Genomic DNA, 22,762 nt, shown 5'->3' with positions numbered 1-22,762 from the left:
CTGTTTGGAGGCAGTCATGCTGATCCTTCTGGCCCTGCCCGTCATCGTCAGCGTCGCAGCGGTGCACCGCTACATCGCGCTCTACGCGCCGACCAACTTGCTTGTCCGTCACGTGCGAACTCGGGAGCCCCGCTGGTCGACCGTTGGTTGGGTTGCTGCCGTCGCGACTTGCCTGTTGTTGGTCGCGGACGCGCTGGCGGTCGCGGTAGCAAGCGGTGCCCCAGGCTGGCTCAACTTGGTTCTGCTGGTCGTCGCCTGGGACGCCATCAAGCTGGGCGTGCTGGCGGTCTTGACGATGGCACGGGCTTGGCTCCTCGGGGCGAATCGAGCTTGGCCTTGGATGCCGCGCCGCCGACCAACGTCAGCCCTCGGCAAGCTCGCGCAGGATGGCAGATGAACCTCGCGAGTTGACTTGGATGATGGGTCGGCCTCCGCGGTGGTCCTTGATGAAGTTCGTCGCGGCATGCTTCGCGGATGCCGCGACCATCACGAAAATATCGGCGTTCGCACTGAGCGCAGCCAACTGCTGACTGCCGTCATGGTCGGACGTCGTCCGTACGTCGATGCCCGGAATGAGCCGCCTAAGGACTTGAGCAGCGCGGGTAATCGCGGACTCCGTGAGTGAGTAGAGCACCACGACTGAACCTTCAAGATGCCGGTAGGGAGCAGCCGGGTCTGCAGTTGATGCCTCGATCTCGAAGTCGTCGGGCAGGCTGGTTGCCAGTTCTTCGGCGACCAACCGCAGTCCTTCAATGTCCGCGAGGCTGAGACTGGAGCGCACGGGCCTCAGCACATCCAATGCGGTGTAGAACAGTCGAGTCTTGGCGTCGAGCGCTTGTGGGCTGGCAGTTGCGGTCTGGAGCACGTCAACGGTCCAACCTGCTGTGACCGCCGAGGTGCCCGCCCGCAGAATGTCCTCCGTCCACAGCAAGGAAGCGGCCAGGGACTCCTTGCCTGCGTCAGCAGCGGCCAGGTACTCGAGCAGTGCGACCGTCTGAAGGCGGATTCCTGCGGTGTTCTTCTCGCTGACAGCGAAGCCTGCGAGCACCCGTTCGCAGAGTTGAGCCCCATCCTGGCCCGCGAACAGGGACGAATGCGTTGCCATGAATGCGCCGCCGTGGTCTCCGAGACGAGCTAGTGCCTCTTCGTCGAGCGACGAGAGGCAGTTGGCGACAGTCGCCTGGTCGAGCGGGGCCCAGTCGGCGCAGACGCTGAAATCGACGTCCATTCCCACCGCGTCGTTCGCTTGGAGGGCATCGAACCATCCGAGCCACCCAAGGTGTCGCTGCGGGGTTAGGAAGTGGGCGAGCCAGTCAAGATCGGCGCGCACAACGATGTCGTGTTCGCTGGACTCTGCCTCAAGTCCCGAGGCCTCGACGAAGGCCGCGACTTCACCGGCGAGACGCGGGTCCTCGAGTTCCCTAACGCATCCGAGCAGTAGCGCAGCCGTCGTCGTCGATGGCGGCTCGGCCAGACCAGCGACGATCGCCGCAGCGAACTCTCCTTCCTCGATTAGTCGGTGGAGTTCGTCGCGCGGTGTGACGTCTGGCTTCGCCGCGGGGGCTCCAGGAGGCGTCCGAGTTGGTTCAGCCTCAGGCGTAATCAGCAGGCGGAGCGTGTCCGCCAACGTCGGTGAGATGGTCTGAGCTTCATCGGCCAACCGCTCAAGAGTGGCAGTTGCGGCGCCGTTAAGTCTGGCGAGGACGAACTCGACAACAAGCGCCCGCCGACTCCCTGCGGTGCCTCCTGTTGTGAGTGTTCGGAGACCAGTGGGGATCCGCTCGGCAGCTTCGATCAGTGATTCTCCGTCGCCGGATGCGTCGGCCTCTTCTAGGTAGCGCTCGTAGACAGCGAACTGAAGCAGTCGAGTGATCCCGAGTGGGCGACGCAGTTGGAGGACGTGTTCCAAGTCCTGGTCGGCGAAGATCGCGGCAATGTCGCCAAGCCCGGCGTGAACGCGCAAGCGGAGGAACGCGAGGTTCGAGTGGTCGAGATCGGCGAAGGCTTCGAGTTCACGCAGGCATGCAAGGGCGATTCGCCGATCCTGAGCACCTATGGCGTGGCCTAGGTCGTCGAGCACCTCGACCGTGGTTCGAGGCGCGTCGAACTCAGAGCGGGGACGCTTCCAGACCAACTTCGAGAGAACGAGGAGTGCTTGGCGTACCTCGTCGCGAGCCGTCCCGCTGCCTCGAGGCAGTACCTCAAAGCGAAGCGGCGGCACGTCGTTGGCGGCGAGCGCCGTGTCAAACGGATCCTGCGGGTACAGCCGCCCTCGGCTCCTAGGCAGGTCACTGAACGTTGGCCCTACCCAGGCATCTAGGAGCGTGAGCAACTCCTTCTGCTCTCGCTTCGTAGGAGCGAACCCATACCAGTACAGGTTGCCCTTGGTCGACCTCGGAAGAAACGCGATCTGCCCGCGTCGAATGGCATCTCGCCAGTTCTCGATCGATGTCTCGTGCTCCGGTTGCAGGCGAGCGGGCTTGATGTCGTTGCCGGGGCCAAAGAACTCGTCATCCTGCATGACCGGCACCTTCGTAGAGAGCGTTGTAAGCGATCCGCGTCTCCGCAATGGCGTGGGGATCGCGCGTCAATGTCACGCCTTCTGCGTTGACGGCCTGTCCGAAGTAGGTGAAGTTCATCGAGCCCTGAAGGTGGAACCGGTCACCCAGGATGCCCTTGTCGTGCAACTTGGGATGGATTCGTACCGCTGGCTTGGCACCTAGGCCGCCGACGTTTTCGAGTCGCTGCCGAGCAATGATGTTGCTCTCGACGTCACGTGTCAGGACGCGGACGTCGCTCCCACGACGAGCCAGTTCGATCAAGACCTCGGTCAGGCGAATCCATCGTGATGGGAGACCCGGCAGCACAGTCTTGAACTGGCCCGCCGTGTTGTCGATTACGTCAATATCGGAGATCCACGGCGACAGGACCCACAGTTGCCCGGAAGGGACCAGGAGCTCTGTGACCAGCAGGTTCTGCATGAGGTCATTGAGAACTCGCGTCTGCCCGCGGCCCCCAGTCGTAATCCGTCTCACGCCGACACCTCGGCCAGTTCGAGGGCGACGACGACGTCGCCGTTCGCCCGGTGGTCGATCTCCACAACTCGCGGATAGACATTGAGGTATTCGGTGACTACGGGCTCGACGCTGACGTCCACGAGCAGATCCGCGAGCTCTCCGGCCTGACCGGGAGTGGCTAGGACCTGCGTAGACCCCGTGCGCGCCAGGGCTTGCCGAACTCGTACACGGAAGTCGCCGGTGAGCGGGAGCGGGGGATCGCCCGCGGTAGCGAGAGACCGCAGCAGGTCGGGTGCTGCGGGCGGGTTCTCGGCAAACGGATTCCACGCGTTCAGTTGTTCAGCACGGAGTTGCCATCCGCGTGGCCACAGCATGCTCTGCACCGCATCCATTCGCTGGCGCTCGCCGCCTCCACCTGCGAGGACGAGACCAGGATCCAAGTCGACGCGATCACGCATCAGATACGCCCAGGTGCGAGGTGGGATCTCGACGCCGAGCCGCCGCTCTTCTGCCTTCCACTCGGTGGTTACAGTTGACAACGCCAAGTCCGTTGCTGGGGTCGATCCTGGCCGCAGAACGCGACTCGCAAGCGACGACACCACCGACTGTTCTGCGCCGTAGATGCCGGATCGGCGAAGGCCATCCCGGATCCGACCGAGCGCCTCGATGCGGCTTGCCTGATCAGGCGCAGTCCGAAAGTCGTTGACGAGGCCAGACCACGTTCCGTCGGTCGTCGTCAGATCGATAACGCGCTGAAGATGGCCGTCAACGAGTTCGTATGTACTGGGCTGTGTAGCTCGAAGGATAAGCCGAAGGAGTCGTCGAGGATCGGGGCGGACGCGCGCTCCGAGGGCCTCTATGAATCCACCGCCCCCGATCGACGATTCCGACAGCCAGATCTCCCCGACTCGCGGTCGGCCGTCGGAGTCATATCCGGGTTCGATGTCAACGATGACGCTTTCAGGATCGTGCTCCGGGCAGATCTGTCTGGCTGCAGCGAGCGTCGCGTGCCCGAGAGTCGAAAGCGTCCGTTCGCGGAGCCATCGATTGAATGCTGTGGGCTCAGGAGACCAGTACTGCGGTGCCAGTGCGTCGAGACGGGAGGCGATGGCCGGGTTCTTTAGTGCCTCCTTGAGTCGGGCGCCCATTCGTGACAGCACCGCGGACTCTGACTCGATCACGCTCGACGCCCGGAACATGGCGTCGAGGGTTTCCTCCAGTTTGTCGTCGAAGGAGTCATGGATCGATGTGTACGCCTCCGCGAGGGTGATCTGATCCCGTACTGCCGTCGTGAGCAGCATGGCCTCGAGGCACTGGTGAAGCCAGTCGATTCGGAAGCTATTCAGGAAGCTCAGCAACTCACCATCATTGAGCAGGACGTGCTTGAACCAGGCACTGCGCAGCCCGGGCATGAGGTCGTCCGGGACGGCGATATCCGCCGGCAGGTCGACTCGGATGCGCAATCCGTCCACGTCAAAGGTCGACCCCATCGCTGCCGGCTCGCCATGAAGCGCGAAGCGAGATCGCACCCGCTGCTCGCTGCCGTCCTCGAGGTTGAGGGTGGCATCAGCACTCACGGCCGCACGATGGACGTTGACGTGCGCGTTCTGAGCATGCAGAAAGAAGCGCGCGTCCTTGATCAGGCGCCCGACAGGGTCGGCGCGTGGCACACGGATGATCAGGCCGGTCCCCGTTTCGATGAACTGCGACCTCCATTGCATCGTCGCGTTGGACGAGTCCTTCACCGTCTTCGGCGGCAGTTCGAGTAGCACCCGATCGGGACGAACCACCGTGGTGGTCGTCGGAACGCCGTCGATGTCGATGGTGCAAGGCTCCTCGATCCCAAACAGGGGCAGGATCGTTGTGAGCTCAAGTACCGGCTCAGCAATGCCGATCGGTACGGGGATCCAGTGGCGGTGCTCGAGATTCCTTGTTGCGAATCGGCGTGAAACCCGGCCTGGCGCGTACTCGCGGAGCATCTGGCCGAGTCCCATCGGCTGGAGTTCGCGTTCTGTATCCCGATCCGACTGGGGCGGAATGCTCACGAAGGCCTCGGGTAACGCCAGTTCGCTGAACAAGTTCATCGGGAAGAAGTCGGGCAGGGGATTGCCGCCCATGAGATCGCGAAACTCGTGGACTCGGGTGACATCGGCCACGCCCCAGTTGTGCTGGAGGCGGCGACGCAACGTCGGGATCGCCTGGAGCAAGAGTGGCCTTGGCGGATGCCACAAGACCTCGCTGGCCTCTGCGTCGGACAGGCCGAGTGCATTCTGCACCCACGTGCGGAGGCTGCGCTGGCGGTCAGGATCGCGGAGGGCTTCGTTGAGGATCTCAACGGCCTTGAGTTGAGTTTCGCGGCCCGGCTTGGCGAAGCTCTCGGCCGGCTTCTGCCCGAGGGCGGTCCAGCCGATAGTAGTTCTCGGGATGCCCTGTTGACGGAGTTGCGTTGTCAACCAATCGACCATCGCGATGGTTGCTTGCATGCGTAGTACGGCTCGGTTGCGGATCGGCAGCACGAGATCAGGGAGCACTGGGTCGAACAAGGTGTCCCACGACTCGTACGTCGCGCGGTCGCGGCCGTAGTCAGACAGCACGACTACGGTGTACGGCCGCATCGTCCGCTTGCGTCCCGCGCGCCCTTTCCGCTGAAGGAAGGCGGCGACTCCGCGGGGTGCCTTGTGCTGGAGAACCACACCGACATCGGGGTCGTCGAACCCGACCTCGAGAGACGCGGTTGCAACGATCAACTGGCTGTCGGCCGTAACGCCTGCGTCCTGTGAAGTGGTTCGGCTCACCCGAAGACCGTCTCCGAGCGTCGCGAACTTGTGGCCGATCGCAATTGGCAGATCCCAGAGTTGGCCGGCACGACGCTGTTGCGTGACGTCCCCTCCATTGGCGTTCGAACGCAGTGACGCTAGAGGAGGTTTGAACGACTTCGTCTTTCCGAAGGCGTACCGCTGCCCCTCGGCGTCGAGGAGGTATGAGAACAGGCGATTCGTGACGTCGAGATCGTCTGTGAAGACGAACGCCTTCGTTCCGTACACACCCGACGAGATTCTGGTTGCCGGCTCATCCTGAGTTCGTGGGAGCAGCATCGCAGCCTGGATGGTGGAGGACAGTACCGACGCGCCACTGGTGGGATCGCTACGGAGCGCGAGCAGGTACTCCGCGCCCTCGTACTCCAGTTCTTCGGCTTCTGGGGTGATGCTGGTGACGAGTTCGTCGTCGACTCCGGTCAGATCTGCCATGTGACGGATCGGGTTGGACAGGGTCGCAGACAGGCCGACGAAGGCGATGGGAGCTTGAACGCTGTGGTGCCAACGGCGGAGCACCATGGCGGCCTGGGCGCCGGTGGTGCCGTCGTAGGTGTGAATCTCATCGAGGAGCATCATCCGAGGCTTCTTGCTGACCGGTACGTCGATGCCCAGAGGCCGTGTGAGATTCAGATCGGAGAGTCCGCGATTCAGCATCTCGGTCGTCACGAAAAGCAGGTCCGGAGGTGAGCTCTGCATGGATTGGCGGGTGAGGACAACCTGGTCCTGTCCGAACGAGCGCCGGCAGGTCCCGCACACCAGTCGTTCGACTCCGGCGTCGATGTCTTCGTTCGGCCAGACGAGTTCGCCTCCACATTGGGCGAAGCCATCGCCGGGGCAGCGCATCTGTGGCGAAGCCATGCCGTGAGCGCGACGTCCCCACCCTCGATAAGGAAGCCTGACGTTCTTCGCATTGGTGGGGGTACTGCCGTAGAGGGCGCCGATCGTCATCGATCGTCCAATGGACCGCTTCCACAGATCGTCGAGTCGGCAGGAGTGGGCGAACGCCGTGTCAAGCTGATCCTTCAGCAGTTCGGTCCGCGGGTAGACAGCAAGTGCGCGAGTCCATGCGGAAGGGTTGGTGATACCGGCCAGATAGCTGAAGGCAGGAAGGTAGAACGCGTTTGTCTTTCCGCTTCCCGTTCCAGCTCCGACCACGGTGGCAGTTGTGGTCTGACTCTGCAGCGCCGTCAAGATGTGCCTCGTAGCGCGGACCTGGAACCCGCCTAGGAGGTCATGTTTGCCGTCGCGTTGCGTCATGACCTCGACCACGTTGCGATATGCGTCGACGGGGCCGGCTGCCCCCTCGATGGCGGCGGTCCACGGGTGATCCCGCTTTGGGTAGAACCGGGGACGGCGTGCGTACCGGAAGTCGGAGATCAGGTTGGTTCCCGATTGCCACGGCTGGCCGAGGAACGTTTGCCGGAGCCGCGCCACTAAGCGAATGGTCTCGCCATTGCGGGTGCGCCAACGGGCAGGTGACGAACTGGAATCGTGGACCAGCAGAGCCTGCGTGGTCATCGCCTCGATGATGTCGTCGGCGCCCAGGTCCCATTCGTGGCTTGCGGTGAGCTCGTCGCTGATCACCTTGCTGAGCTCGTCGGTGCTGAAGCCGCCGTCGACGACTCCCCAGCACAGCAATGGATCCTCGAGCGACTCGAGTCGGTCAAGGATTCGGGTTAGCAGGGCTGGCGTCATCGCAGCCTCACCTGGAAACGGTCGAGGATGCCGAGCGCCCGGAGCTTTTCGAGTCGTTCTGGCGTGAACCAGGTGAGCGGGACCCCAGACGGCTCCTGAGACTCCACGATGCCCTCAGCGATGTCGGCGTCCACGACCTTTCCGATCTGTTCGCCGCAGCGGTGGATCGACTCGATTGCGTCACGGTATTTCTGGACCGCACCGCGGTCCGGGATCAGCCTGCTGGTGATCGCGAGTAGGTGGCCGCGCGCCGTTTCCAACTCATCGCGAATCGCCTCGACGTCAACTCCGCCCTGTGCCAGGGCGTCGATGAGATCGCCGTTGATCGCCGGTGGAGGTTGGCTCACGTATGTCTGCCAGGTGCCTGCTACGAAAGCGCGCAACTGGTTGGTGTACTTCTCGGCCGAGCGGACGCGCTCTTTCGCGAGGTCAAGGTTCTGGTCGATGCCTAGCGTTGGCAATTCGGCCGCCAGGGCACGGAGACCGTCAGCTACCTGGGCGGCATCCTGTTCACGACCGTCAGGCAGATCGACATCGAGTTGGGCAACTTCGCTCAGCGCGATGTTGAGCGCGGGCAACTCCTCCAGAGCCGGGGCGAGGCGGGCACTGAGTTCTGCGAACTGTCCTGTCCGGACCTTGACCCGGTGCTCGTCGTTGGCGACGTCGGCGCAAGCGCGCAGATCCTGGATCGTGCTTCGCAAAGTCATGCGAGCTCCTCCGCTCCAGATGGATCTTCGGTTGCTGGGCTTGAGATCGAGTCGGCTGTGGCGATGAGATCCGCGACCAATTGGTCGCGGGCCTCAGCGTATTCGCGCTGCACGTCAGAGGGACTGCCGTTGCCGAGGCTGTGCTCGAGCAGGCGGACCGTTTGGGTTGCCATCCGGAGCCATGCACCTGCTCGTCGTGCGGGCTCATCCCAGTCTCCGTTGAGGACCTGCAACTTCTCGTCGTGTGAGAGTTGATCCCAGCGGCTCAGTTCGGCAAAGGCGGCCTCGACCTTCCGTTGGTCACCGGGCTTGACGGACTTGGCTGCGGCCTGGAGGTCGCCGGGGTTGATTCCGCCTGGCAGCGCGCCGGCGGAGGCGCGCTCGTTGACGAGAACGAGAAGTTCCCCCGCGACGTCGGCGAGATCCCCGCCGAGGTCGGACAGGTCGGGTACAAGGTTCGAAGCTTCCGCGTGCAACGAGTCGATCGATGCCAGTCGGGCCTCGATGGTCGCGACCGACGTCTTGATCAGGTCAGGTGTCGAGTCGGGCCATGGCGCTCCAATCGCTCCGCTGCGGACGACCTTCGCTAGCTTGCTGAGGTCCAGCGCAAGGGGCTTACCAGAACCCTGGCTGTAGGAGGCGTGACGCAGCAGTCGCTGCTGGAGGTGGCTGCGGCCGACTCGAGTCACGCTATTCCCGCTGCCGGCGCCGTCCACGAGGAAGCCGTGGAGGGACCGGAGCCCAGGCCTCAGCTCGAGATCTGTCCGTGCAGGAACCGGGGCGAACAGAGCCCGGATCCGACTAGCGGTATCGGACTTGAACGCGTCGGGGACTCCGAGGGCTCGCGCCATGCTGAGGAGCACTTCCACGAGCCTCGCCAGTTCGGTGTTCTCGTTGGGGTGCCGCGGGGGGAGAAGTGCAGCGCCAACCCGCGTTGCCCATCGGTCGATGGCAGTCTCAGTAAGCCTCTGCAGACGTTCTCCGTCAGGCACTTCCGCCCAATTGTTCTTGTAGTTTGCCCATGCGAGTGCCCGCAGTGCCCGCATGTCGTCTGGGTTCGATCGGTCCATCGGCAAGACAGCGCCAGCGATTTTCGCCTGGTTGAACTCGACCATCTTCGCTTCGAACCCTGGTGCGAGGGCCTTGTCGTTGCTCCACAGGCTGTCGCCGCCGTACCCGTCCTCGAACGCGAGTCGCTGGCGCACAGCTTGAAAGACGATGTTCCGAAGGTCGTTGATCTCGCCTTGCAGGATGTTGCCGGTTGCGAGCCAGCCATCGACGGCCTTGACCAGCGGGGGATCCGCCGCGACTGGTTGTGGCGTCGGGGTGGGAGTCCGCGGACGCTCGGTCGGCGGAACTGGACTCGGCTCCACGATCGCCTTCTCCGGATCGTTGAGTCCGGCGACTGGCGTAATTTCAAAGGCTTCATGGATGGTCGGCGCGAGATTCTCCGCACCCGCCCCGGAACCCCAGAATCGGACGAGTCGGATGCGACGTTCGGAGAGTTCCTCGTCTCCAGGCGACCGCAGTTTGAACTGGTCCTCGATGTTCGCCAGGCGGTCGCTTGCGCCGGTCCGAAAATCATTGGCAAAGCCGTCGCTCGGGAATCGACCATTGTTGATCTCGGCCTCATCACGATGCAGGACCGGTCGAAGGACCCGGGTTAGCACGTCGCGAGCCACGAAGCTGCCATCCGCCGATTGGCTCTTGATGGCCCGGTCGAGCGCGGCGGGGTTGAACGGGAAGAGGCCGTAGCCGTCAACCTGCCCGAACGACGAGTGGCACTGCGCGTTGACAGGGCACTGTTCGCAGGCGTTGGGCACCTCATCCCCGCGCGCATGGGCAGTTTCGAGCTCAGCAGCCCCGACCCGAACGGCGTTGAGGTATCGACTAGCGAACCCGGACGGCTGGAACGATCCATCGATCCCGTCGGGTAGATCGAGGTCGAAGACCCGGTACGTCCTCGTGTAAACCGTCTCCGGCATCTGATTAATGAAGTAGCCGGTGGTGACAGCCATCACAACTCGCATCGGACACAGTCTTTGCGCCTCGGTGGAGATGAGGGTGATGGCATCGATCAGTCCGCCCTGGATGCCTTGGAAGATCGAGAAGTCTTCGATGAGCACCAGTAGTTCCAGGCCCTGCTGGTCCATCTCGACCCGGACGTCTGTGAGGATCTGCTTGAGATCGTCGCCTCCCACGCCGAAGACCTCGCTCACGGACGGACCGAGTTGCTCGTTGATCATTCGCGCGGCGAGTTCACGGAACGAGAGTTCGCTCGTCAGCGCGCCGGCGACCTCGCGAGCGGCGTGACCGGCGCGGTTCACGTCGTCAACGGAGAGGTTCAGATCGTCGGCGGTGAAGCCAAAAGCGTCCTCCTTGTCTTCGTCGCCCTTCCCGGACAACTTCTCACGCACCAGGCGGGCAATAGGCCCGTTCTGGTCGAGTAGGCGGCTACGGAAGACGTCGTCGCCAAAGAGAGCCGGAAGGCCACCGGGGGAGGCGAGGTACGCACGAAGTTCGATCTCCTCGGGCGAGCCGTCGGCGCGGTTCCCGCGCGTCTCGATGTTGACCGCAAGAGCGTTGCGCAGTTTCAGTTGCGCGGTCTTTTCATCCGCTGCGGCATCAACCGCGGTCGCCACCTTTGCCCGAAGCTCGTCGGCCCGCTCGCCGCTTGCATGCTCAAGGATCAGTTCGAGGATCCCCCGGAGCGACATCCGGTGCTTGGGGACGAAGATCAGGCGCGTCGACTCCTTCGTTTCCAGATGAGCCCGTAGCCACCGGACGAGGTGGGATTTGCCTGTACCGGACTTGCCGAGGATAGGAATGATCGGCTGGTCCGCGGGCTGCTCCTGCACCGCGCGGAGCAATGCTCGCTCATCGACCACGGCGCCGCCGCGGGCGTTGTCGACCTGATCGCGCTGGGTGATCGGGATGGTGCTGTGCGTGGCGAGGAAGACGCCGTCGGAGGTGCTTTCCGCCTCGACGGGAATGATGGCGGAAGCCTCACGCGCGCTCCAGCAGGCCGCTGGGAGTGTGCCACGCCAACTCACTTGCTTCCTCCGGTCTTCACGATGGCGTGCGCCTGGCGCGCGGCGTCGAATCGGGAGAGGCGAATGCCTTGTGCATCAGGAAGCGTCTCGAATCGGATCCGACCGCGCTCCTCGAGAATGCGCAGTGCCTGTCCAATCGAACTGTCCGCGCAGTCGGCGTTGATACCTGGGTCTGGGTCGACACCGAGCAGAGACACCAGCCCGGAACGCATCGACCCGCCATGAAGGACCGGGATGGCCTGTCCAATGCGCGCCAGGAGTTCATGGATCGGGAGACGCTCCGAGGGCACGGTTCGCAGGACGTCCGCGACCGCGGCAACCGGTAGTGGAACGACGCCGTTCCGGTCCTTCATAACCGACGGGGTCGCCAAGCCGAGCGCAACAATCCATCGGGACGCCGCCACCCATCGCGTGTCGTTGACGATGGCCCACGATTCACGATCGGTTGTCCCGAACTGCTCAGCTTGGAGCGTTTGCAGGTTCTCGGTCCATGACAGCGGTTGGCCCAGCGCGTCCTGAGCCATCACCCAGGTGAGGGCCCGGTTAAGGTCGCGAGCACCACTCGTGTGGCCGTCGCCAAGTTGCGTTGCCCAGACGTCGCCATCCCGCCCGAGGTCGAAGACTCGGGATTGAAGGACTCGACGAAACTCCGGAGCGTCGAAGTGAGACTTCGGGGTCGGGACCTGCGCGCCCAACCGGAGTGTTCCGTCAGGATTCGTTTCCAGAACGTTGATCGCGCGCAGCGAGGAAATTGTGTTCTTCATTCCGCCCGCAGCCTCGGCGCCGGGATTAAGGCCTTCAGGCTTGAACGCGGCGACAAGGTCCTCCTCCGTTGGAGAACGCCGCGCATCGAGGAGGTAGTTCACGATGGCGCGGCCGAGACCCGGCAGTGTGCGTGGCGGGTTGAGTACTGCCATCACAAACTCCTAAGGAAGTACGAAAGTGTCCAATGCGGGAAGCGAATGCTCTTCACAGGTTGGCCGGGATACTGGGGGTCCGGGGTTTCTTCCGGCAGCACGACGATCCGAAGTGCACCAGTCTGGCCGGCGAGCCAACTCAACTGCGGCGGATCGGTCCGGTCCAACAGGATCAATGTGGGGATAGGGAACGTTCTGGGCGGACCCGCGACGATCTGTTCCACCGGGACCAGTCCCTCGGGTGCAGAGCGACCTGCGTCCACCACTCCGGGCAAGCCGGCCAGACCTGCAGACGCCAGAATTCCTCGGACGCCGTGTGTCACGGCCTTCGTGACGAGTTCGGCGAGGTGGATCCGGAGCTCTCCCTCTAGATAGGTCACCACCAATGTCCGGCCACTGGTGGCCATCGACGCAAGCTTCGGACTTACCTCGCGGTGCAGCAGGGGGAGGGATGCTTCTTGAACAACGGGTCGCGCTGCCCGCAACGACGGCTCGTGGACGTGCGCGGAAGCGGGGCATCCCGAACACGCGGGTGCGACGACCTGGTGAGCGCGCATCGGTCCGACGTCGTCGTACGCATATTCCTCGCTCAGGATTGAACCCCAGCATTCATCCAGCCTGAACATGCGCTCGATGCGGTCGCGCGAGTCGGATTCTGAATCACGGATCTCCCGTCGGACTCTGTCGATCGCACGCAGGACGGTCGCCTCATCAACATTCGCAATGCCCGGGCGAATGCGCACGGTCGCATGCTTCACGTATGCCGACCAGGCAGCATCGACTCGGATCCGCCAATCGGCTTCCGATTCGTCCTCGGCGCGCTCCAGGGCAGGCGGGGGAGTGTCGACAATGTCGAGTACTCCAGCCCGTTGCAGGAGAACCAGAGTGTTGCGATTCCACAGTTGGTTGCTATCGGAGGCGTACTGGAGCCAGGGAGGAATGGTGCTGGTGTCCACGACAAGCTGCCGGCGCGAGGGGTCGTCCGAGATGCGAGCCGAGCGCATTGCATCCCAGCGTCCCCAACTCTTCTTGTCGCCGAGAACGGTCGCGTTCTCGATGGCGCGTCCCTCCTGGGCATCGGTACTGCTCGGCATCCAGATCGACACGGCTGCGTGCCCATCACGCCCACCGCGTCCGACTTCTTGGTAGAAGCGGTCGACGGAAGCCGGCACGCAGGCGTGGATGACCGTACGGACGTCGCTTTGGTCCACGCCGAGCCCGAAGGCACTGGTCCCCACCACCACGTCAACGGAAGTCGGGCCGGCATCGCCCGACCATGCCCTCAGGATCTCGAGCCTGTCGTCGGCGTGCACATCGCCATGGAAGACCGCCGTGCGACCAAATCCCGCCTCTCGGAGTCGAACTGCGAGCGTGTCGGCCGACTCCTTCTTGGTCGTGTAAACGATCGCGGGTCGCGGTACGTGGTGGAGCGCTTCGACTACTCGGTCGAGTCGCGATTCGTTGGAGACCGGCGGCGCAAAGAGGTAGCGGATCTCCGTGCGCAGGTACGTCGAACCTACGAACAGGGAGGTGTCGTCCCCCGCGAACAGTTCGTCGTTCAGCAACAGGCTCTGTCGTGAGAGCGTCGCTGTCAGAAGTACTACGTGCGGCGGTGCTACCCCTTGAGCCCGTGCGACCTCTCTCAGTTCGGCGATCAGGGAGGCAACGACCTGAAACTCGGGTCGGAAGCTCAGGCCCCAGGTACGTACGAGGTGGGCTTCGTCGATCACAACGTGGCTCAGTTCGCCCCGGGCAGCCAGGCGCCGCAGAGTTTCCGCCAGACCGGTGACCAGAGTCTCAGGCGAGGTAAAGAGAACCCTCTGCGTTCCTTCGCGCAGACGCTCCCTGATCGCTTCCTTTTCAGTCGCCGGACGATCGCCGTAGTAGGCCATTTCCTGAGGGAGGCCCTGGTTTGGAAACCGTTGATGAAGTTGGCGCTCCTGGTCGAGGGCGAGCGCGACCGTCGGGACCACGATGACTGTCACGCCCGTACGAGCCAGCAGGCCCGGCGCGATGCCTACCAAGGACTTACCTGTTCCGGTGGGTAGGACTACGTGGAGTGTGCTGCCTGCAGGTGCAAGGGCTGCCGCCCGGACGGCGCTCGCTTGGCTTCGCGAACGGTAGGTACCAATGCCAGCAATCGCGGCCACGGACGGGTCTACGGGCACAGCCATGTCGTGGCGGGCAGAGGTGGATACCACGCCCTCCGGACCGTCGAAGTTGTCGGGGCTTGTGCAGGCCAAGTCGATCCAGCGCCCGTCGCCGTGGAGCCAGTCAGGAGCCCAATCTGGGCCAAGAGCGACGCGGTGCTCGTGTAGCCCGAACTTGGTGACTTCGAGGTTGGCCCGGCGAAACGTCTCAAGCGGCAGGCCGCGGGCGTCGAGGCGAAGGATCAGGTAGCTGTTGGAATGCCCTGTTGTCCCTCGGCGGTGACGCAGTACCTGGCCGAGGAGCGCGGCGATATCACCCGCGATCTCGGCTCCCGGCACATCTGAGAACCATGCATCCACCAGTCGGCGGTGGGGCCCGGTCAGAAGGTCACGGCTGCTCGTGGCACCAGCGAGGTTCGCTGTCGCCAGGTTCCACTGATCGGTCATGTCAGCTCGTCAGGGCTCGGCCGGAGAGGACCACAATCCCCGTGCTGTCTAGCCGCAGGGAGGGTGCGGTCACGGCGGCGGCCATGGCACGCGCGATGACTTCCTCGCGCTGGATTTCCTCCTGTAGACGGACGAGTTCCGATCCTGCAGTGCGCATGGCCCGGAGTCGCAACTGTGACAGCCTCGCTGACGCATCACGTTCGGCGATGGCAGTGGCTCGTTGGACCGCCGAACGAACGTCCTCGCGACTGCGGATGAGATGTTGGGCTGCTCTTTCCGCGGATCGCCAGGACTCACCCCAGTGGTGTTCGGGGATGAGTTCGTAGGCGTCCTGGATCCTTACGCGGTTGAGCGAGTAGTCACCGCCGGCACGAGTGGTGCCCGGCTTCGCGTATGGGGCGCCGAGCGCGTCAAGATGCGGCTGCGAGGTCAACTCCTGCGCGCCGGCTGTCATCCAGACGCTGACGATCATGGGCGGGAAGATCCCATCGGCCCGCCGCGTAAGCGCGAGTTGGTCGATACCGGCAGTCACCGTCACGAGTTCGCTACGCGGGTCTCTTGAGGAGGGAACCTCGAGTGGGTTCGCCTCGACGGCGTAGTCGAATCTGTAGAGCGGGGTGTCCTCACGGGGCCACTCGGGCATCCAACGCCACATGCCGAACGCTCGGCCACGATCGTCGTGCCAGAGGAAGTCGCTGACGGCGTCGATGAACGGGTCTCCGTAGCGGTAAAGGTGGACGTCCTCGCACGAGAGGGCTACCTCCCGAATGAAGGTTCCGACGTGGCCCTTCAACGGAAGGAAGTCGCGAACGAGGCGCGATGCCGGGATCAGCGGAATCTGCGCTTGCTTCCCCGGCAGACGGCCGAGCGACTCGTATCCGCCCAAGCCCCTGGCGGGGTTGCCTCTCCGCTCGAATCTAAGGTTGCCCGCCGCGCTACTTGCTGCGAGAAGGTTGTCGCTCACCTGGGCGAATGTTGACGCATTGGATTCCACGTCAGCGATCCGCGCGTAGACGGAGCGCTCGTCGACGCTCGTCTCCAGGCTGTCGAGCGCGTCTTGTTCGCGGACGCGCTCGATCTCCGCGTCCAGCATCTCTCGCACCCGCGCGACCGCGGAGGGGACACCATCGAGCCCCATTTGAAGGAGGATGTGCCACGCCTCGTCCGTTGCGTTGTCGACGGCTTGCTGAAGGCTGGCGACAGAGTTGTCGAAGATCCCGAAACCGTCTTTGAGGATGCGCTCCCAGGCGCCGGAGTAGGTGTCATCCGCGTGTCCCGAAACGACATACGACCGCCACCCTCCGGACCCTTCGGGCGACCACCGGTCGCAACGGCCGATGCGCTGCTCGAGACGGTTTGCTGATCCCGGAAGTCCCAGATGCACCAGAACATTCGCGAACTGGAGGTTGCGACCCTCTTCGGCCGATGAATCTGCGACCATGACGGCGGCCTTACGGATCGCCTCAAATGAGCGCACCGAGCGGTCGTTCTCCTCACTACTTTGGGTCGTCACATGGCAGAAGACAGACTTGGCGCCGAAGACGTCCTTGAGCTCCTCAGCCAGTTCGGTTGCCAGTTCAGCTGTGGGGCAGAAGACGACAGCACGCTCGTTAGACGTCATGAGATCGCTGAGCGCGTCAGCGAACGGGCGGCTGATGGTGGCCCGTCGGTCCGCGTAGGCCACGTCCTGCACGATGCGCTTTAGCGCGGCGATTTCGTCAGCGGATAGCGGCGCGGCGGCGCGCTCCGCTGCCCACTTCTGCAGGGCACTCGGGTCAAGGCTGGCAGCTGTGGCCTCGGCGAACGCACGCCCGGCTAGGGTCATCGCCGCTGGGTTGCCTTCTGCCGACGCCAGGGCCTGTTCGCGCCATCGGTCGAGAGCCTCTACAACGTCGTCGCGCAGTGTCGACTCCAGGGAAAGTGGCTCAGGCGCGCGACGACCGGACACCCGATAGGTGCCCTCCAGTGCCGTAGTACGCCGGGTCCGGAGCATGCGCCGGTGTACGCGGTACACCTCGGCAATGTGTGTGCGCAGCGCCTGGATGAGGGATGCCGTCTCGTCCTTGTCTTGAGTAGCCACTGACTCGCGGGCGCGCGCAACCAGGTCGCGGACTTCGGCGTCGTCGGGGAACGAGGCCTCGATCTCCGCCAGGCGCCCCTTCAGAAGGACCCCTGGGAGGCTGGGTTGCAGCCCGAGAAAGACCCGTCCCAAGCCTGCACGAGCCTCCAAGCGCGATCGAAGTTGCCCCGCAGTGGTGTCCGCATAGACCGCCGGGTCAAGCAGTTTGAGCATCGCGAGGAAGGCGTCTTCGTTGTGCAGGGCTGGTGTCGCGGAGAGCATCAGTAGGCGCGGACTTGCAAGGGCGATCTCACTAAGCCGCTGGAAGCGGAGGGCGAGGTTCGGATCCTCGCTAACTGACATTCGTGCAAGGTTGTGTGCCTCGTCGACTACGACTAGATCTGCTGCATCCCACGCCGCCGGCTCATCATCGCGACTGAGGCGGACGTTAGCCCTGGTGAAGTCCTGCACGCGGAACTTCTGCGTCAACTCTCGCTTCCACTGGTCGACCAGGAACGGAGGCAAGATCAACTGGACGCGCAGGGTGGGGTTGTCCAGCAGCATCTGGCGGATGACGATCCCCGCCTCGATGGTCTTGCCTAGGCCGACCTCATCGGCCAGGAGATAGCGCTGGACCGGGTCCTGCAGGACGCGCCAGGCGGTCTCGACCTGGTGTGCGTGAAGTTCAATGCAACTCGACAGCACGGCTCGCATGCCATGAGCCGCAGAGCGCTGCTGAAGGATGCTGCGCAAGAAGGGAAGTCGCAGTTCAGCGAGCATCGGCGACTCGAGCATGCCGGCTTCCCCGAAGCCGACCGGATCCGCCAAGGGCTTGTTCCAGCGAACGTAGAGTCGCTCCTCCGGAACGAAGCCCTCCCATTCGTGTCCCCGAACGTAGATGTCGTTGTGCTCATTCGTCTCGATGACGCGCCCGGAGCGCCACCGGTTGTCTCGGTCCTGCCAGAAGACGCGAAGCTCAGGGGACAGGGTCAGCCGGGTGAGGCTAGCTCGAGGTACTGCCTCCCGGTAGCGGTGCGATGCGGCGGGACCGGGCGCATCGAAGTACTCGAGCACGAGGTTGTCGCCTTCCCGTGCCACGAGCTTGCCGGGGCCGAAGGTGTTGGCCGAAGACACCAGCAGATCACCGCGACTGAGTGACTTCGTTCGACGTCCCGCGGCCGGTACCAGCGCGGACTGAGCGGCCGGCTTCTTGCGTGGCTGGCGCGGCTTCGGCGCATTGCCTTCCGCGTCGCGCGATCCACGGCAGCGCGGAAATTGCGAGCAGCCCCAGAACGCTTGCCCGGCATTGCGTCCGCGGGAAGCGAACTGCATCACCATCGGAGAACCGCACAGGGGGCACATCACCCCAGCCGTCATGCCGATCCCCGCTTCGCCCTCACCCCACAGAGGCTAGTAAAGAGGTCCGACAGTTGGTGGGTGGTTGGGGCAATCCGGCGCTTGAATGTGTCAGCGCAGAGCGCGGAGCAAGTGGCTCGTCAGGAGTCGCACGTCGTTCGGCGTGTTCTGGATCCCGTTCCAGCGCCGCGCTTGCTCGGGGCCGAAGTCCCACGTCCCGGATGTCCAGGCGCAGTGTGCCCGAAGAGATTCGATCTTCTTCTCCAGATTGAGCCCGGGAAGTTCGGCGGCAGGCACCCCATCGGTCAACTGATCCATTACGTAACCCATGGCCTGGATGCCGGCGCCATGCGTGAGCCGCGACTTCGTGGGAGGCAGGTCCCAAGCCTCCGGGAACGTCACCGCTACCACGGTCCAGAAGTAGTTGAGGTGTAGGAGCATCTGGTCGACGTCACCAGTGCCGTCGATCGGGTCGCGGTACTGATACAGGGCGCCGTCGTACAGGCTGTTCTCGATCATCTTCAGGACACTGTTGTCCTTGATGTAGCCATTCGCCATCGTCGGCGTGGCGATACGAGTCGCAAACGGCTGGCCATCAGCACGGCTACCGAAGTTCAGTGCTGCGAGGACACGCGCAGGGAGCTGCTTCTTGGCGTATGCGGTCGGGAGGTGTCCCTGGGTGTCGGGCAGCAGTTCGTGGATGAGCCCCTTAGGCAGTGGCTTTGTGTTGTTGACGAGGATGAACTGTGAGCGCTGTTCAGCTTCTCCATGTGCGATGAACCCAACGGCAGCCACTGCGAACTCCGCCAGGTCCGCGTCACGGATTGCCGCGCTGCGCTGCTGCCCATCGACCAGCCACGCGGGCTTCTGGTCATCGGGGAGCGACTCGTCAACGGGGATCACGAGCTCGCCCGGGGTGACGTAGTCAAGGTCGCTTCGGGTCGCCGACGGCTCGAAGGTGACCCTCTCGTCGAATGCGAGTACGACGGCGTTCGGCAGCATCGCTCCGTCTGACTCGAGGTACCGCCGGATGGCTCGAATGTGGCTGAGGACCTCCGGACGCTGGTAGCCCTGAAGTTCGGTGTCGTCGCGGTGGACGCGGCTCACCGTCGTGAAGTCGTGGATGCGCTTGCCGTCGACCCCGAAAGCGTAGATGGCCTGCTCGCCCTGGCGGATCTTGAGGGCGGGGAGTCGGATGTCGTAACGGTCGGCCATGGGCGAAAGCCTAGGTCCTGACTGCTGGCCTCCGTGGAGCCGTCCCGGGGGAACGGTGGATAAGTCTCGACATACGCTCCTGTAGCACTGAAAGGTTGTGAAATCCGCGCCGCTTGTTGCGCTCGGTGCCACGGAAGATGGCGATCTCGACCCCGTGCTCCCGGCAGATCGTGCAGGGGCACCGACGCCAAGGGGCGGCTTCGAGGGTCTCGTCGTACACCTTGAGGTACGACTTCTTGCTCTGACACACGACTTCGTACTCGCCGAGGGCGTCAAGGCACGCCCGACGACTGGCGCTGCTCCCGTCGAAGGCACGAAGGGCTCGGAGCGCCTCGCGCTCGGCGGTGAGCGCGTCCTTCTGGCTGACGGCGCCCGAGAGGATCGCCCGCTTCAGCGTCGGGTTGCCGTCGACCTGAGGTACACGGATCGCGACGTAAGCGCGCTCGCTGGTGTGGTAGTTCTTCCGGTCATCCATGAAGGCCTGCCGGAAGGCCGAGGTGCTGTCGAAACTGGTGACGCCCAACTCGGCGAACTGATCCATGGCGTCGATCCGGGTGATCCCCAGCAGGTGCAGTTCAGTTCCTGGCGCAAGCACCGGGTAGATCTGGGCCAGGCAGGCCAGGATCTGGTCAGTTTTGAGAGGCACCATGCCGCCCAGCGCGATGCGCTTGTATCCCATGCCTTGGAGAGCGCGGACGCTGTCCGCGTAGCTCGCGGGGCTCCAGCCCTGTGCGGCGCCTACCGGCTCGACTCTGCTGTGCCGATTATTCGTCAGAGAAATGAACTCTTCAGCCAGTCGGAGCGTGAGCTTCTGACGCTCGACCCACTCCGGATCTGCCGTCTTTGGCGTGGCACCGGGCTCGTAACCAAAGATGACATGGTCTGTGCTCACGCCCGCATCGAACCCACACTCCTCGTAGAAGTCGAGGGTCTCGCCGACTGTCACGGGAGGGACAGGCTCGTCGATGTAGTTGAACGCGCCGTTGTCACCCAGCGTCTCGACACCCGGGGGCAGGCGGAAGAACCGATGGACTCCCATCCGGTAGAGCCGGGCCCGCTGCGCGCTCGAGTACTTGCCGGCACCCTTGATCGATCCATCGACGATCGACTTGCTGACGAGGATCCCGTGGTACGGCGCCTGGGACAGGACCTCATGGGCGTACCGGTCGTCGCGCTGGCGCACGCGGTGAGGTGGATACTCATCCCGGACGAAGTCGTAGGAGGGGCTGACGAGGTCTTGGCTGTCGGGAAAGTAGAACTTCACTTACGTCCCGTCCGCTCAGCAAGGTAAGTCCGAACGAGGTAGTTCGACAGTGCGCTGATGTGTCTAGGCGTGTTCTGCAGGTCGTTCCACGCAACCCCGAGGTCTTCCCACGTGCCGTCTGTCCAGCGGCATCTCGGTGCGATGAGCGCCAACTCGGCTGCGGCGTGTTCCCGCGCACGTGGGTCGTCGTCGCGAACGTGCGTCATCACGCGATCCATCAGTCGTCCCATGGCTCGGATGCCGACGCCATGCATCAGTCGGCTCGCCGTCGGGCTAGCTCCCCACGCCTCGGGGAAGGTGTCATGAACAGCGCCCCAGTAGGCGAGGAGTACACGACGGATGCCTTCGGTGTCGGTAGTCCCACTCGCAATGTTTCGATACGGGAACAGGACTCCTGAAGGGGACTCCACAGACTCGCGGATTGCTTCGACGAGGCTGTTGTCGGTGACGACGGTTGCCTTTTTGTCGTCAGCCGGGGTGGACGCACGGCGGATGATGCCGTGGAAAGGCGATTCCGGGTCGTGGTTGAGCATGTCGACGAGAGCCGACGGCAGTTGTCGGGTTGCCATACGGGCCGATGGAACGCGAGAGATCTCCGGGAGGAGTTCGGTGACCAGCCCGGTCGGCAGCGGCTGAACGGTGTTGACCCGCAAGAACTGCTCGCGCTGAAGCTCCAGGGTGGGCGCGACGAAGCCGGCGACGGGCACGGGGAGCCGTCGGTTCCTTGTTCGCGAGAGGGCGAGACTCCGCTGCTGGCCATCGACGATCCAGGCGGGGCGGGGGCCATCGCCGTCGGGCGCCAGGGGAATTTCAATCGTCCCGGCGACCGCCAGGCCGTCCGTGGTGGTCGGGCCACGACTGGACTTGAACTTGACCTCGGCCGGCAGGGCCAGGATGAGGCCGTTCGGGAAGATGGGATCCTCCGAATCCAGGTACTCCTGGATCTGCTTGACGTGCTTCTGCTTCTCCGGACGCTGGTACCCGATGAGCTTGCCTGCCTCGTCGCGGCTGATGCGCGCGACGTCGGCGACCAGATCGACCTCCTCCGCTGCCAACGTGAAGAGGTAGAGCGGCGTGTCTTCGCTTTGGAGAACCTTCAGTGCCCGCCGTGTCAGCCACTTGGGATCTGTCATCGCGCCACCGCCTGCTGGAAGAGAGTTGAGAACCGTCGCTGCTCACATGCCATGCCGGCTTCGCGAAGAACCTTGAGCGCGTTCGTCTTCGAGACACTGGGCTGTTGGGCACGGAGTTCGCTGATGAAGTCAAGGACGGCTGAGTCTGACAAGGGCTTGCGATCGAAGACCTCGCGATGGCGCTTCTCCTGCGTCCACGCGTGCCACCTCTGCCACGCTGCATCGGCGAATGGATCGTCTCCGCCCGACAAGTTGAGCCACTGGACTGCAGAGCGGACGTTGAGGCTAGTCACCGTGCCCCCGAGGGCACGACGCAACGATCGATCAGCTGGAACGCGCACTCGCTCACTGACATCGCTTGATCCGCCGAACACCAGCAAGTCACGCGGCTCAGTACGGGCGAGTAGATGCCGGCTAATGGCGCGGGAGTAGGCCTCTGACAAGACCCAGATCGCGCGCCCTCCGGGAGCGATCTCAGCGTGGGGGAGTTCGGTCCACCATGCTTGAGCCTCCAAAGCAGAGGCGCCGACCGAGTCCGCGTGCCCTGCGCTGAAGGTTGCGGAGTAGGCGGGGGCCAGCGTGGATGCGCGCTGCAGGCCGAGCCCGGCCGAGGCTACGAACATGTCGGGTTCGTAGCCGAGAGTCGCGGCTCTGAGTGCCATGGTGCGGACCTGCGCCCAGGTCTCGCCGCTGTAGAGCTCCATGAGCGGACGTCGATCCGTTGCCCTCGCGAGAGCTTGGCGCCAAACCCGGGCACGTAGCGGCACCTCTTCCTTGGGAAGATGGCGGACCATCAGATCGTCGACGGGGGTCGCTGACTTCCTGTCTGTGCAGGTGACGATGATCGTCAGTTTCTGTCGCGACATGGCCTCACAAGCTCCGAAACTACGTGTTCGTTCCAGCTACTCTATCGTGTAGTTTCGACTGTGTGAG

At 63.9% G+C, this 22,762-nt stretch carries 13 protein-coding genes; 1 reads left to right on the top strand and 12 read right to left on the bottom strand.

Annotated features, from left to right (window positions below):
* Positions 1-16 precede the first annotated feature (16 nt).
* Positions 17-397, top strand: a complete 381-nt coding sequence (locus E9934_RS06325; protein WP_136562044.1) for a hypothetical protein — start codon at positions 17-19, stop codon at positions 395-397.
* Here E9934_RS06325 and dpdD read toward each other — a convergent pair.
* The 12 genes from dpdD to E9934_RS06265 form a co-directional block, all read right to left on the bottom strand.
* Entirely contained in the window at positions 362-2,521 is a 2,160-nt protein-coding gene (gene dpdD, locus E9934_RS06320; protein ID WP_136562043.1) for a protein DpdD, read from the bottom strand. The genes E9934_RS06325 and dpdD overlap by 36 nt on opposite strands.
* The gene (gene dpdK, locus E9934_RS06315; RefSeq protein WP_275106617.1) at positions 2,511-3,035 is read right to left on the bottom strand and encodes a phospholipase D-like domain-containing protein DpdK; all 525 of its coding nucleotides are present in this window, start codon (positions 3,033-3,035) and stop codon (positions 2,511-2,513) included. Before dpdK ends, dpdD begins: the two co-directional genes overlap by 11 nt.
* Positions 3,032-7,528, bottom strand: a complete 4,497-nt coding sequence (dpdJ, locus tag E9934_RS06310; protein ID WP_136562041.1) for a protein DpdJ — start codon at positions 7,526-7,528, stop codon at positions 3,032-3,034. The genes dpdK and dpdJ overlap by 4 nt, the downstream gene beginning before the upstream one ends.
* Positions 7,525-8,235: a hypothetical protein gene (locus E9934_RS06305; protein ID WP_136562040.1), complete on the bottom strand. Its 711-nt coding sequence runs from the start codon at positions 8,233-8,235 to the stop codon at positions 7,525-7,527. Before E9934_RS06305 ends, dpdJ begins: the two co-directional genes overlap by 4 nt.
* Positions 8,232-11,288, bottom strand: coding sequence for a protein DpdH (gene dpdH / locus E9934_RS06300; RefSeq protein WP_136562039.1), 3,057 nt, complete (start codon positions 11,286-11,288; stop codon positions 8,232-8,234). Before dpdH ends, E9934_RS06305 begins: the two co-directional genes overlap by 4 nt.
* Complete coding sequence (gene dpdG, locus E9934_RS06295; RefSeq protein WP_136562038.1) at positions 11,285-12,205, bottom strand: protein DpdG; 921 nt, start codon at positions 12,203-12,205, stop codon at positions 11,285-11,287. Before dpdG ends, dpdH begins: the two co-directional genes overlap by 4 nt.
* Positions 12,205-14,802 carry a protein DpdF gene (gene dpdF, locus E9934_RS06290; RefSeq protein ID WP_136562037.1) on the bottom strand — a complete coding sequence of 866 codons (2,598 nt, stop codon included), beginning with the start codon at positions 14,800-14,802 and terminating at the stop codon, positions 12,205-12,207. The genes dpdG and dpdF overlap by 1 nt, the downstream gene beginning before the upstream one ends.
* A gap of 1 nt (position 14,803) precedes the next feature.
* Positions 14,804-18,199, bottom strand: a complete 3,396-nt coding sequence (gene dpdE / locus E9934_RS06285; protein WP_158294940.1) for a protein DpdE — start codon at positions 18,197-18,199, stop codon at positions 14,804-14,806.
* Positions 18,200-18,328: 129 nt separating this feature from the next.
* Positions 18,329-19,432: a DGQHR domain-containing protein DpdB gene (dbpB, locus tag E9934_RS06280; RefSeq protein ID WP_136562035.1), complete on the bottom strand. Its 1,104-nt coding sequence runs from the start codon at positions 19,430-19,432 to the stop codon at positions 18,329-18,331.
* 10 nt (positions 19,433-19,442) lie between these two features.
* Positions 19,443-20,696 (bottom strand): tRNA-guanine transglycosylase DpdA, encoded by a 1,254-nt coding sequence (dpdA, locus tag E9934_RS06275; protein WP_136562034.1) that lies wholly within the window; start codon positions 20,694-20,696, stop codon positions 19,443-19,445.
* Positions 20,693-21,829, bottom strand: a complete 1,137-nt coding sequence (gene dbpB, locus E9934_RS06270) for a DGQHR domain-containing protein DpdB (protein WP_136562033.1) — start codon at positions 21,827-21,829, stop codon at positions 20,693-20,695. The genes dpdA and dbpB (E9934_RS06270) overlap by 4 nt, the downstream gene beginning before the upstream one ends.
* The gene (locus E9934_RS06265) at positions 21,826-22,695 is read right to left on the bottom strand and encodes a hypothetical protein (protein WP_136562032.1); all 870 of its coding nucleotides are present in this window, start codon (positions 22,693-22,695) and stop codon (positions 21,826-21,828) included. Before E9934_RS06265 ends, dbpB (E9934_RS06270) begins: the two co-directional genes overlap by 4 nt.
* Positions 22,696-22,762: the final 67 nt, after the last annotated feature.

Source organism: Nocardioides caeni, from assembly GCF_004912195.1.
Classification (GTDB): Bacteria; Actinomycetota; Actinomycetes; order Propionibacteriales; family Nocardioidaceae; genus Nocardioides; species Nocardioides caeni.
The sequence above is the reverse complement of the archived record's forward strand: the minus strand, read 5'-3'. Positions and strand labels throughout refer to the sequence as shown.

What these genes read in the sequence shown, in the direction of transcription:
- dpdD (WP_136562043.1), bottom strand. Translation starts at nt 2,521, where the DNA reads ATGCAGGATGACGAGTTCTTTGGCCCCGGCAACGACATCAAGCCCGCT.
- E9934_RS06325 (WP_136562044.1), top strand. Translation starts at nt 17, where the DNA reads ATGCTGATCCTTCTGGCCCTGCCCGTCATCGTCAGCGTCGCAGCGGTG.
- dpdE (WP_158294940.1), bottom strand. Translation starts at nt 18,199, where the DNA reads ATGGTGATGCAGTTCGCTTCCCGCGGACGCAATGCCGGGCAAGCGTTC.
- dpdF (WP_136562037.1), bottom strand. Translation starts at nt 14,802, where the DNA reads ATGACCGATCAGTGGAACCTGGCGACAGCGAACCTCGCTGGTGCCACG.
- dbpB (WP_136562033.1), bottom strand. Translation starts at nt 21,829, where the DNA reads ATGACAGATCCCAAGTGGCTGACACGGCGGGCACTGAAGGTTCTCCAA.
- dbpB (WP_136562035.1), bottom strand. Translation starts at nt 19,432, where the DNA reads ATGGCCGACCGTTACGACATCCGACTCCCCGCCCTCAAGATCCGCCAG.
- E9934_RS06265 (WP_136562032.1), bottom strand. Translation starts at nt 22,695, where the DNA reads ATGTCGCGACAGAAACTGACGATCATCGTCACCTGCACAGACAGGAAG.
- dpdJ (WP_136562041.1), bottom strand. Translation starts at nt 7,528, where the DNA reads ATGACGCCAGCCCTGCTAACCCGAATCCTTGACCGACTCGAGTCGCTC.
- E9934_RS06305 (WP_136562040.1), bottom strand. Translation starts at nt 8,235, where the DNA reads ATGACTTTGCGAAGCACGATCCAGGATCTGCGCGCTTGCGCCGACGTC.
- dpdG (WP_136562038.1), bottom strand. Translation starts at nt 12,205, where the DNA reads ATGGCAGTACTCAACCCGCCACGCACACTGCCGGGTCTCGGCCGCGCC.